At 71.8% G+C, this 11,310-nt stretch carries 10 protein-coding genes and 1 pseudogene; 4 read left to right on the top strand and 7 right to left on the bottom strand.

Annotated features, from left to right (window positions below):
- The 4 genes and pseudogenes from ESO86_RS05165 to ESO86_RS20055 all read right to left on the bottom strand — a co-directional run.
- Nucleotides 1-300, bottom strand: a pseudogene (locus ESO86_RS05165) (hypothetical protein); the annotation flags it as partial.
- On the bottom strand, nucleotides 297-866 hold the full coding sequence (gene pyrE, locus ESO86_RS05160) for an orotate phosphoribosyltransferase (protein WP_129233804.1): 570 nt from the start codon (nucleotides 864-866) through the stop codon (nucleotides 297-299). The gene pyrE and the pseudogene ESO86_RS05165, both read right to left, overlap by 4 nt.
- Before the next feature lie 73 nt (nucleotides 867-939).
- On the bottom strand, nucleotides 940-2,355 hold the full coding sequence (locus tag ESO86_RS05155) for a threonine/serine exporter family protein (protein WP_129233803.1): 1,416 nt from the start codon (nucleotides 2,353-2,355) through the stop codon (nucleotides 940-942).
- A 225-nt stretch (nucleotides 2,356-2,580) separates the two neighbouring features.
- Nucleotides 2,581-2,703 carry a hypothetical protein gene (locus ESO86_RS20055; RefSeq protein ID WP_277985213.1) on the bottom strand — a complete coding sequence of 41 codons (123 nt, stop codon included), beginning with the start codon at nucleotides 2,701-2,703 and terminating at the stop codon, nucleotides 2,581-2,583.
- A gap of 138 nt (nucleotides 2,704-2,841) precedes the next feature.
- Between ESO86_RS20055 and ESO86_RS05150 the strand changes: the two genes are divergently transcribed.
- A complete protein-coding gene (locus ESO86_RS05150; RefSeq protein WP_129233802.1) occupies nucleotides 2,842-3,789 on the top strand; it encodes a LysR family transcriptional regulator in 948 nt (315 codons plus the stop codon).
- 7 nt (nucleotides 3,790-3,796) lie between these two features.
- Here the strand turns inward: ESO86_RS05150 and ESO86_RS05145 are convergent, their stop codons facing one another.
- The gene (locus tag ESO86_RS05145) at nucleotides 3,797-4,189 is read right to left on the bottom strand and encodes an SHOCT domain-containing protein (protein WP_129233801.1); all 393 of its coding nucleotides are present in this window, start codon (nucleotides 4,187-4,189) and stop codon (nucleotides 3,797-3,799) included.
- Between the two features lie 202 nt (nucleotides 4,190-4,391).
- Here ESO86_RS05145 and ESO86_RS05140 point away from each other — a divergent pair, with 202 nt between their 5' ends.
- Nucleotides 4,392-7,061 carry a winged helix-turn-helix domain-containing protein gene (locus ESO86_RS05140; protein WP_129233800.1) on the top strand — a complete coding sequence of 890 codons (2,670 nt, stop codon included), beginning with the start codon at nucleotides 4,392-4,394 and terminating at the stop codon, nucleotides 7,059-7,061.
- On the opposite strand, the gene ESO86_RS05135 is transcribed toward ESO86_RS05140, so the two are convergent.
- A complete protein-coding gene (locus ESO86_RS05135) occupies nucleotides 7,033-7,251 on the bottom strand; it encodes a hypothetical protein (RefSeq protein ID WP_129233799.1) in 219 nt (72 codons plus the stop codon). The genes ESO86_RS05140 and ESO86_RS05135 overlap by 29 nt on opposite strands.
- Nucleotides 7,252-7,479: 228 nt before the next feature.
- Nucleotides 7,480-7,938, bottom strand: coding sequence for a DUF6325 family protein (locus tag ESO86_RS05130; RefSeq protein WP_129233798.1), 459 nt, complete (start codon nucleotides 7,936-7,938; stop codon nucleotides 7,480-7,482).
- 182 nt (nucleotides 7,939-8,120) lie between these two features.
- On the opposite strand from ESO86_RS05130, the gene ESO86_RS05125 reads away from it, so the two are divergent.
- Nucleotides 8,121-10,487: an arylsulfatase gene (locus ESO86_RS05125; RefSeq protein ID WP_129233797.1), complete on the top strand. Its 2,367-nt coding sequence runs from the start codon at nucleotides 8,121-8,123 to the stop codon at nucleotides 10,485-10,487.
- 61 nt (nucleotides 10,488-10,548) lie between these two features.
- Nucleotides 10,549-11,310: enoyl-CoA hydratase/isomerase family protein (locus tag ESO86_RS05120; protein WP_165307344.1), on the top strand; the 762-nt coding region annotated here is incomplete at its 3' end.

The raw sequence follows: 11,310 nt of genomic DNA, 5'->3' as shown, positions 1-11,310 counted from the left end.
GGGGCCGGGCGCGGTGCGCTCGATCGGCTCGCCCACGACGGGCAGCGCCCGGGTCGGCGCGTCGTCGGCCGGTGCGGGTTCGGCCACGGAGAACCAGTCGAGCGACTCCTCGCTGCGCCGGCGGGGGCGGGACTGGGGTGCCGGCTCCGCCAGCGGAGGCTCGGGAGCGGGTGCGACGGGAGGCTGCGCGGCCTGACGGCCCTCGAGGTCGGGTCGACGACCGCTGCCGAGCTGGCTCATGAGCCAGTCGGTGTCGTCGTCGAATCCGTTCGCGTCGTAGCGTCCGTCGCGTCCCGTCATGACAATCCCAGATCCTTCAAGCCGATGGCCGCGAGGTAGGGGACCCCCGCGGCTTCGATGACCTCACGTGCACCCGTGTCGCGATCGACGACGACCGCGACGGCCGCGATCTCGGCACCCACGGCGCGCAGCGCCTCGATGGCCTTGAGCGGCGAACCGCCGGTCGTCGACGTGTCCTCGAGCACGATGACGCGCTTGCCCGCGACATCCGGCCCCTCGACCTGCTTGCCGCGCCCGTGGTCCTTCGGCTCCTTGCGCACGACGAACGCGTCGTAGGCGAGGCCGCGCGCGGCGCCCTGGTGCAGCACGGCGGTCGCGATGGGGTCGGCGCCCATCGTCATGCCGCCGACGGCGACCACGTCGGGGACGTCGGCGATGAGGTCGATCATCACCTGGCCGATGAGCGGCGCGACGCGGTGGTCGAGGCTCACCTTGCGGAGGTCGACGTAGTACGAGGCCTTCTTGCCGCTGGTCAGCGTGAAGTCGCCGTGGAACACCGCCTCGTTCGAGATGTGCTCGATGAGCTGTCGGCGGGCCTCGGCGGACTGGGGATTCCGGGACGTCACTCGAATACTCTAAGTCTCCACCGCCTGAGAGGAACGTGCGGATGTCCCGGTGGACGCGACCGCGTCGTCGCGCTCAGGCGTCCGGGTCGCGCCGGGGCGGCTTCGGCGCGGCGTCGGTGTCGCGCCGGGGCGGCTTCGGCGCGGCGTCCGTGATCCGCGACAGCACCGAGTCCTCCCCCGGGCCCAGCACGGACGGGAGGTCGACGTGGAACTCGGCGATCCCCGCCGCGCTGCGCCGGATGAAGCGGTAGATCGCCGAGCCGATGAAGACGCCGAGCGCGATCGACATCACCGTGACGAAGGCGGCGGCGACGTCGTCGATGCCCGCCGACTCCTCGACGGCGCCCTCGGTGAGGCCGATGAGCCCCGCGGCTCCGGGCACGAGCACCCAGAACGCGGGCAGGAAGGCGATCTGCGAGGGCACGCCCCGCGGCAGGTCCTCGATCCACAGCACGAGCGGCGTGACCACGAGCGCACCGAAGAACCCGCTGACGGGCGCGCCGAGCAGGACGGCGCCGAGCTGCTGCGCGCCGTAGGCGACGACGAGCGCGAGGATCACCCAGCCGTACGATCGCCCCGGGGCGGCGAAGTGCAGGTAGACGCCGATCCCGTAGAGCACGAGGCCGATCCCGGCGATCCACCAGGGCAGCGTCTGCTGCACCTCGCGGGGCACGTACTCGTCGTCTCCGATCCCCACGACGGTGCCCGCAGCGAGGATGCCGAACGCGAGCAGGGCGAGCTGGACGACGCCCGCCCCGAGTCGCGAGGTCCCGGCGACCATCTGCCCCGCCGCGAGCTCGCGGACGCCCGTCGTGAGCAGCGCCCCCGGTAGGAAGGTCGCGAGCGGCGCGATCAGCACGCGCAGCGGATCGCCGATCTGGACCACGGGTGCGAGCAGGAACACGATCACGGCGCACGCGAACGACGCCGCGACCGGGAGCACGAGCGACAACGTCTGCGAACGCGTCAGCTTCGCGACGCCGATGAGGGCGCCGAGCCCGAAGCCCAGGACCGCCGCCTGCCAGCTCGGGGCGAGGAGCAGCACGAGACCGGCGGTGAGCAGCGCGTGCCCCAGTGTGCGCATGAACCAGTGCCGGGTCGGCGGCATGGCGCCGATCTCGTTGAGGCGACGGATGCCGTCCGCCGGACTGATCCCGGCGGATCGCGCGGATCGGGCGAGGGCCGCCATGGCGGCGATCTGGTCGAACCGGAACGACGCCCGGACCGAGGTCAACGAGATCCGCCCGGTCTCGCCCTGCCCGGTCTGGACGAACGCGATCGTCGGGAGGACGACGACGTCGACCTCATCGACCCCGTACGCGCGCGCGATGTCGATGATCTCGGCGCGGATGCGGTCGGTGGACTCGGCCGACGCGGTGAGGCCCTCCGCGAGGCCGAGGAGGAACGTCCGGATCAGGGCCCGATCGGCGGGCGGGCGTTCGGTCTCGCTCGGCTCGGGCGGCGGCGGGGTCGTCGGGGTCGTCGGCATCCGTTCGCTCCTCGGTTCGCGTCGGAGCGCGGTGCACGGGCGTGCGCCCGGCGCCCCGGCGGTGCGGTCACGCTATCCCCGGCGCGATCGGATGTCGAGTCGCCGACGCGACGGGCGGCGAGGCCCGACCTGGGGCGTGGCGGAGATGCGAAGGGCCGCCCTGCGGGGTGTCCCTCCCCCGCACGGCGGCCCTGCTCGGAGACCTTCGGCTCCGCGACGCGCGACCTAGACGGTGCGCGCGAACGTCTCGCGCGGCTGGCGGCGGTATCCGTCGCGCGCGGTGACGACGATGGAGCTGACGATGCCGGCGATCGAAGCGGCGGCGAGCATGGCGAAGACGGAGAACACGGCGGTTCCTTTCGAGGAGTTCGTTGGAATGTCGGGCGACTCGGTGCGCCCTTGCACGTGTCCGACATCACCTATTGTGCCCTCGAAAACCGTTCAGCACAATTCCATAGAACTACATGAACCATGTAGCATTTCTACATGGATGTGCGCCGACTCGACCTGCTCCGCGAACTCGCCGAACGCGGCAGCGTGACCGCCGTCGCAGAAGCGACCGGGCGGACCCCGTCCGCCGTCTCGCAGCAGCTCAAGGTGCTCGAGCGCGAGGCGGGGATGCCGCTCACCGAGCGGAGCGGCCGCGGGATCGTGCTGACGAGCGCCGGGCACGCGCTCGCCCGCAGCGCGACCGAGGTCGCCATCGCGCTGGAGCGCGCCTCGTCGCTGTGGGACCAGTTCCGCAACCACCCGAGCGGCGAGGTCACGCTGCTGACGTTCCCCACGATCGGTGCGGCGCTGCTGCCGCAGGTGCTCGCCGACCTCCGCTCGGTCGCGGGCCTCGTCGTGCGCGCCACCGACCTCGATCCCGAACTCGCCGAGTTCCCCGACCTCACGAACGAGTACGACATCGTGCTCGCCCACACCATGCCCGGCGAACTCCCGTGGGGCGGGCGCGGCCTCCGCGCCCTCCCCCTGCTCACCGAGCCCCTCGACATCGGGCTGCCCGCCGATCATCGACTCGCGTCGCGCTCGCACGTGACCCCGGCAGACCTCGTCGACGAGACCTGGCTCGGCGTCCCGGCCGGCTTCCCGTTCGAGCGCATCCTGCACGCGATCGAGCAGGCCGGGGGCCGGCGCGTCGAGGTGAGCCAGCGGTTCAGCGACATGCGCATCGTCGAGGCGTTCATCGGCGCGGGCCTCGGCCTCGCGTTCGTGCCCCGCTACACCTCGGGCGTGCTCCCCGAGAACATCGTGCTGAAGCCCCTGCGGGGCGTGGCATCGGTGCGCCAGATCTTCGCGCTCGTGCGGCCGGACGTCGCGGAGCGGCTCGCCGTGCGGACCGTGCTCGAGGTGCTGGTCGACCGGGCTGCGCGACTCCAGGAGTCCCACGAGACCGCCGCGCGCGACCTGGCCGCGGCGGCCTCGTCCTGAACCTCGGTCAGGAGGCGGACGCCAGCGCCTTCGCCTTCAGCGCGTCGAACTCCGCCGGGGTGATCGTCCCCGCGTCGAGCAACCGCTTCGCCGACTCGATCTCCGCCGCGGCCGAGCCCCCGCCGGAGTTCGCGACCGACCGGATGTACTCGTTCGCCTCGGCCTGCGCGGCCTGCGACCTGGCCGCGTTGCGTTCGGCCATGCCGCGACCCCGCGCGATCAGGTAGATGAACGCGGCCAGGAACGGCAGGAACACCAGGAACAGCACCCACAGGGCCTTGCCCCAGCCGTTGAGCGTGCGGTCGCGGAAGATGTCGACGAAGACGCTGATGAAGATCCAGATGCAGGCGAACAGGACGTAGATCCAGAAGAGCCAGACGAAGAAGTCCCAGATGCTCATTGCGGCGATCCTTTCGGTCATGGGGGCGCGGGCCACGCCCATCGGTCCGGAACGTATCGACGCGGGCACGAGCGCCGCATCACCCCGATCGGATGATCCGACGGCCGCGATCCGGGCGCGCACGGGACCTTGGCCATATCGGAGCGCGACCCGGGGGTGACAGACTGACCCGGACATCGACCTGCACCGGTTTGGGGGCGAGGTGCTCGAGCCACCGCCATCCGAGGTCCTGGTCGACCGGCCGGCGCTCAGGGCTCGACTCGACGGCGCCCTCGCGGCGCCGCTCACACTGCTCGTCGCTCCGGCCGGCGCGGGGAAGTCCGTCCTGCTGGACCAGTGGCGGGCTCGGCACGACGAGATCGTCACGCTCCGCATCGACGTCGATGCGGACGACGACGATCCGGTGCGGTTCAGCCGTCGGCTGCTCGCCGCCGTGGCCGCGGTCAGACCCGGCGCGGCCGGACTCGAGCCCCTCACCGCCCTCGGCGCCGGGGGGATCGGCGAGCCCCTGCTCGACGGCCTCGCCGCCGAGCTCGGGTCGTTCCCCGAGACCGTCATCGTCCTCGACGACCTCCATCACCTCGCCGACCCGCGGCTCTTCGCAGATCTCGGACGGCTGATCGCGCTCCTCCCGTCGAACGTGCACGTCGTGCTGTCCACCCGTGTCGACCCTCCGATCGCCTGGAGCAGCCTCCGGCTGCGGAATCGGATGCTGGAGCTCCGGCAGGCCGACCTCGCGCTCGATCGGAGCGAGGCGGCCGAACTAGTGCAGCGAGTGGCCCGCAGGGAGCTTCCGGGTCCGACCCTCGATCCGGTCATCGACCGCGCCGAGGGGTGGGCCGCAGGGCTGCAACTGGCGGGCCTCGCCTTCAGGTTCACCGGGGGCGTCGAGGCATCCGATTCGCTGGTCGCGGGCATCGCGGGCAGCGACCGGCTCATCGCCGACTACCTCACGGAGGAGGTGCTCGTGGCCGTACCCGACCGCGATCGACATCTCCTGCTGCGGATGGCATCGCTCGACACCATGACCGCGGACCTGCTCGACCACGTGCTGGAGCGGACGGATGGGCAGCAGCTCCTCGAGCGGTTCGAGGACGAGTCGCTGTTCCTCGTCGCGCTCGACCCGCATCGGGCGCGGTTCCGCTTCCATCACCTCTTCCGCGAGTTCCTCAGGTACCGATCGCGCTCCGAGGATCCCGAGGCCCAGCGGACGCTGCTCGTCCGCGCGGCCGAGTTCCACCTCGGGCGCGACGAGGTCTCGCCCGCGGTGGAGTACCTCCTGCGCGCACGGGACTGGGGGCGCGCGCTCGACGCGATCATGACGCGCGGGAGCGAGGTCTTCGAGACCGGCGCGATGCGGACCGTCGTCCGGTGGATCACCACGGTGCCGGAGCCCGAGTGGGCCGGACGACTCGACGTCGTGCTCGAGCTCGGCATCCTCGTCGGGATGCTGGGCGAGTCCGGACGGGCCGGCGGCCTGCTCGGCCGCGTCGCGACCGACCCGAGGGCCACCGTCGGGCACCGGATCGCCGCCGAGGCGTGGCGCTCCGCCCTCGCACAGTGGAACCCGCGGCCCGAGGAGGGCATCCGAGCGGCGGATCGTGCGCTCGCACTCATCGCCGCGCACCCCGGCGCTCCGCACCCCGACGTCATGCGACTCACGAGTCCCGACCTGATGACGACCCTCGCGATCGGCTCACGAGGACGCGCGGAGTTCATCGCGGGCGACGAGGATGCCGCCGGGTCGTCGTTCGCGCTCGCCCTCGAGAGCGACGGCATCGCGTATCCGCCCTTCCGGGTCGGCGCCCTCGGGTCCTCCGCGCTCCTGCGCATCTGGCAGGGCCGTGCGGGTGCGGCCGAGCTGCTCGCGAGCGAGGCGCTCGACACGGCGGCGACGGCCGAGCTGCTCGCGCATCCCGTCATCGCCGACGCCTACCTGGCCCGTGCGTTGACCGCGGCCGAACGCGGGATGCCCGGTGCCGCCGCGGCACACCTCCGCGACGGACTGCTGCGTGCGGAGGCGAACCACCGGTCGCAGCTGGTCTGGGTGGGGCGGTACGTCGGCGGCCTCGTCGCGGCGACCGAGGGTCGCTACGACCACGCCCTCGACCAGGTCGACCTCTCACGCGGAGGCGACCTGTCGGCCCCCGGCCCGGCGATCCTCGACCGCCTGCATGGACTGCGCCTGAGCGTCCTGCGGCGCACGGGCCGAGCCGAGCTGGCCCTCCGACGCCTCGTGGGCACGGGACCGCTCGGCCCGGCGGCCGCCTTCGAGACGGTGGCCGCCGCACTCGAGCTCCGCGACCGCGCCGCCGCCCGTCGGCTCATCGGCGAGACGCCGTCATCGGCGCACGACTCGCCGTTGGACGGCATCCGTCGCTCGCTGCTGCTCGGCTGGCTCGCCGAACTCGACGGGTCGCACGAGCAGGCCATCGGACACGTCGATGCAGCGCTCGACCGCGCCGAACCCGAAGACCTCGTCGCCGTGTTCCTCGAGTGCGGACCGGTCGTGCTCGACCTGGTCGGCGAGCGAGCGATCGATCGGGGCGGCGTCGCCGCGAGGGTCGCGACCCTCCGGAGCGACGGCCGCGTCGGCACCGCCGCATCCGACGCACCTCCCGCCTCCGACCCCAACGCCGGGTTGGCGGATCCGCTCACGAGTCGCGAGCTGGAGATCCTCGCCCTCCTCCCCGACCACTCGACCAACGCGGAGCTGGCGAGGCGCTGCTTCGTCTCCGTGAACACGCTGAAGACCCACACCGCGCACATCTACCGCAAGCTCGGCGTCTCGGGCCGGAGCGCGGCCATCGCCAGGGCTCGCGAGCTCGGGCTGCTGGATTCCGTCAGTCGTCCCGACCCGGTACGTGCGTGACCGACTCGATCTCGACGTCGAATCCGTGCAGCAGCTCGAGCAGCCCCACGAGCCGGCCCTGATCGGGGACCGTTCCGAGCAGGTGCGTCGAGCCCGACCCGGTCCGGACCACGTCGAAGCCGACGAACTCCTCCACGATGATCGGGGGGAGATCGCCCCTGACGAGGATGTCGAATCGCTCGGTACCCATGGCGCCCTCCCGATGCCGGTGGTGAGGGGCCGGGGCGACCGCCCCGGCTCACGTCTCGCGGGCTAGATCCGGCGGCGTCGGCGTCCCGGCGTCACCGCGGCTCCGACCACCGCTGCCTTCGCCACGGGGGCGGGGCCGGGTCGCATCGCGGTGCCGACCACCGCAGCCTTCGCGACGGGCGCGCGGACCACGCCGACCCGTCCCACTCGTGCTGGCCTCAGCGGCATGTCAGGCTCCTGTCTCCTCGAGCTCCTCATCGGCCTCCAGCGAGGCGATGATGTCCTGGATGGGGATCCTGCCGTCGGCGATCAGCCGACCGCCCGCGCGCCGCGCGGCGGACGCGAACGGGGCGGCCCACACGTTCTCGTAGACGAGCACGCCCGCGACACTGCCCGGATCCATGGCGTTCGCGAGGTTCGCGACATCCTCGGCCGCCAGCAGCTCGGCCAGCTGCGCCTCGAGCTCGACCAGCGCACCCAGCTCGCCCGCATCGGACAGTTCCATCGCGTCCACGACGCCGTCCCCGTCCTTGGTGAGGACGATGGCGTCGATCAACCGGATCGTCCCCGCCTCCACGAGGTTCAGGAGCTCCTCGGCGATCTCGCCGGTGAACGTCGAGTGCCCGGCCGGGAATTCGATGACCAGGAAGTCGACCGGTCCCAGTCCGTCCAGATCCTGCTCGGTCATGTCGTCAGCCCCCTGCGTCCGTGCGTCGCCGTCGGTGCGAATCCCACCGCCCTCAGGTTCGTCGCAGCGGGCGATCGGGGCATCACCCGAACCGGGTGATTCGGCGGCCGGTCGGGTTCGCTACCGTGTGCTCGCCCGACGCTCGCGCGCGGGCCGAGCACGGACGCTTCCTGGGGGGAACCATGCGACCTGACCGCCACGCACGAACCATGCTGCCGATCCCGGACCTGCCGCGACCGGGGCTGACGACCTACGACGCCAAGGACCCGGACACCGCGTATCCGCCGATCGAGCCGCTGCTCCCGCCGGAGGGGGCACCCAACGTCCTGGTCATCCTCCTCGACGACATCGGCTTCGGTGCGTCGAGCGCGTTCGGGGGGCCGTGCGCGACGCCGAACGCGGAGAAGCTGGCGGCCGGCGGCCTGCGGTACAACCGCTTCCACACGACCGCGCTCTGCGCGCCGACGCGACAGGCGATGCTCACCGGCCGCAACCACCACTCGGTCGGCATGGGCAGCATCACCGAGACCGCGACCTCGGCGCCGGGCAACAGCTCGCTGCGGCCGAACACCAAGGCGCCGCTGGCGATGACGCTCAAGCTCAACGGCTACTCGACGGCCCAGTTCGGCAAGTGCCACGAGGTGCCGGTCTGGCAGTCCTCGCCCATGGGCCCGTTCGACGCGTGGCCGTCGGCGGGTGGCGGGTTCGAGAAGTTCTACGGCTTCATCGGGGGCGAGAACAACCAATGGGATCCGGCGCTCTACGACGGCACGACGCCGGTCGAGCCGCCCGCGACGCCGGAGGAGGGGTACCACCTCACCGAGGACCTCGCCGATCACGCGATCAACTGGATCCGGACCCAGAAGTCGCTCATGCCCGAGAAGCCGTTCTTCGTCTACTTCGCCCCGGGCGCCACGCACGCACCGCACCACGTGCCCAAGGAGTGGGCGGACCGGTACGCCGGGCGATTCGCCGACGGGTGGGACGTCCAGCGCGAGCGCACCTTCGAGCGCCAGAAGGACATGGGCGTCATCCCGGCGGACGCCGAGCTCACGCCACGTCACGCCGAGATCCCGGCGTGGGACGACATGCCCGACGACCTCAAGCCGGTGCTCGAACGCGAGATGGAGGTCTATGCGGGCTTCCTCGAGCACACCGACCACCATGTCGGCCGCGTGATCGATGCGGTGGCCGACCTCGGCATCCTCGACGACACGCTGGTCTACTACATCATCGGCGACAACGGGGCATCCGCCGAGGGCACCGTGAACGGCGCCTTCAACGAGATGGCCAACTTCAACGGGATGGCGGCGCTCGAGACGCCCGAGTTCATGCAGTCGAAGATGGACGAGTTCGGTTCGCCCAGCTCGTACAACCACTACGCCGTCGGCTGGGCGTGGGCGATGGACACCCCGTTCCAGTGGACGAAGCAGGTCGCCTCGCACTGGGGCGGCACCCGCAACGGCACGATCGTGCACTGGCCGAACGGCATCGCCGAGCAGGGAGGGCTCCGATCGCAGTTCACCCACTGCATCGACGTCGCGCCGACGATCCTGGAGGCCGCGGGCATCCCCGAGCCGACCGTGGTGAACGGCGTGCAGCAGTCGCCCATCGAGGGCACGAGCATGGTCTACACGTTCGACCGGTCCGACGCGCCCGAGCGCCACGACCTGCAGTACTTCGAGATGTTCGGCAACCGCGGCATCTACTACAAGGGGTGGAGCGCCGTCACGAAGCACCGCACCCCCTGGGCCCTCGTGGGCGGGACGGTGCCCGCCTTCGACGACGACGTCTGGGAGCTCTACGACGGCAGCGTCGACTACAGCCAGGCGCACGACCTCTCCGCCGAGCAGCCCGACCGGTTGCACGCGCTCCAGCGGCTCTGGCTGATCGAGGCGGTCAAGTACAACGTGCTCCCGATGGACGACCGGACGGGCGAGCGGATCAGCCCCGACCTCGCGGGTCGTCCGACGCTCATCCACGGCACCACCCAGCTCCTCTTCGGCGGCATGGGCCGGCTCTCGGAGAACAGCGTCGTGAGCATCAAGAACCGGTCGTTCTCGGTCACGGCCGAGGTCGTCGTGCCCGAGGCAGGCGCGGCCGGCGTGATCATCGCCCAGGGCGGCCGGTTCGGGGGATGGAGCCTGTACGTGAAGGACGGCCGCGCGAAGTTCACGTACAACGTGCTCGGCATCCACGAGTTCCCGACCGAGGCGACCGAGGTCCTGCCCTCCGGCACCCACCAGGTGCGCATGGAGTTCGCCTACGACGGCGGCGGGCTCGCGAAGGGCGGCGACGTCACGCTGTACTACGACGGGAACGCCGTCGGTACGGGTCGGGTGGCGGCGACCCAGCCGCTGGTCTTCTCGGCCGACGAGACGACCGACATCGGCTACGAGAGCGGAACGACCGTGTCGCCGGACTACACCGCCGCCACGAGTCGGTTCCGGGGCGCCATCAACTGGGTCCAGATCGACCTCGGCGACGACGACCACGATCACTTCATCGACCCGGAGGAGCGGCACCGCATCGCGATGGCGACGCAGTAGACGCGAGCGGATGCCGCGGTGCCGGGCGGATGCCGCTGCGGCCGGCGAGTAGCATCCGATCATGCCCGACGACGTGATCCTGTTCGACGTGCGCGACGGCCTCGCGCACGTGACGCTGAACCGACCGGCCCGGCTCAACGCGGTCGACCCGGTGGCCATCGCGAGGTGGCAGGAGCTGGCGCACGAGATCGCCGCGCGCGACGACATCGGCGCGGTGCTGTTCGATGCGGCGGGTCGCGCGTTCTGCGCAGGCGGCGACGTGCTCGCGATGTCGCGGCTCGCGGAGTCCGGGGTCGGCGGGGGGAGCCCGGCCGAGGTCGTCCGGGGGCTCGCCGACCGGATCCACGACGGGCACCGGGCGCTGCGCGAGAGCACGAAGCCGATCGTCGCCGCCGTGCAGGGGCCCGTCGCCGGCGGCGGCCTCGGGTTCATGCTCGTGGCCGACGTGGTGATCGCGTCGGAACGCGCGACCTTCGCGAGCCGCTACAGCGACATCGGGCTCACCCCGGACTGCGGCGTGAGCACGCTGCTTCCCGAGGCGGTCGGGGTGCGCCGCGCGCTCGAGCTCACGCTCACCTCGCGCACGCTCTCCGCGACCGAGGCACTCGACTGGGGCCTCGTCACCGAGGTCGTCGCACCCGAGGCGCTCGAGGCGCGGGCCCGCGAGGTCGCGGACGGATGGCTCGCCGGCGCGACGCACGCGTTCGGCCAGGCGAAGCGGCTCGTGCACGCCGGACGGGCCCGATCGTTCCAGGCGTCGCTCGACGACGAGGCCGCGACGATCGGCGCGGCGATCGAGACGGCGGATGCCCGTGCCGCGATC

The organism is Agromyces binzhouensis (assembly GCF_004135055.1).
In the GTDB taxonomy this organism is placed as follows: Bacteria; Actinomycetota; Actinomycetes; order Actinomycetales; family Microbacteriaceae; genus Agromyces; species Agromyces binzhouensis.
This window is presented reverse-complemented; position numbering and strand designations above follow the sequence as displayed.

What these genes read in the sequence shown, in the direction of transcription:
- ESO86_RS05125 (WP_129233797.1), top strand. Translation starts at nt 8,121, where the DNA reads ATGCGACCTGACCGCCACGCACGAACCATGCTGCCGATCCCGGACCTG.
- ESO86_RS05130 (WP_129233798.1), bottom strand. Translation starts at nt 7,938, where the DNA reads ATGACCGAGCAGGATCTGGACGGACTGGGACCGGTCGACTTCCTGGTC.
- ESO86_RS05155 (WP_129233803.1), bottom strand. Translation starts at nt 2,355, where the DNA reads ATGCCGACGACCCCGACGACCCCGCCGCCGCCCGAGCCGAGCGAGACC.
- ESO86_RS05150 (WP_129233802.1), top strand. Translation starts at nt 2,842, where the DNA reads ATGGATGTGCGCCGACTCGACCTGCTCCGCGAACTCGCCGAACGCGGC.
- ESO86_RS05145 (WP_129233801.1), bottom strand. Translation starts at nt 4,189, where the DNA reads ATGAGCATCTGGGACTTCTTCGTCTGGCTCTTCTGGATCTACGTCCTG.
- ESO86_RS05135 (WP_129233799.1), bottom strand. Translation starts at nt 7,251, where the DNA reads ATGGGTACCGAGCGATTCGACATCCTCGTCAGGGGCGATCTCCCCCCG.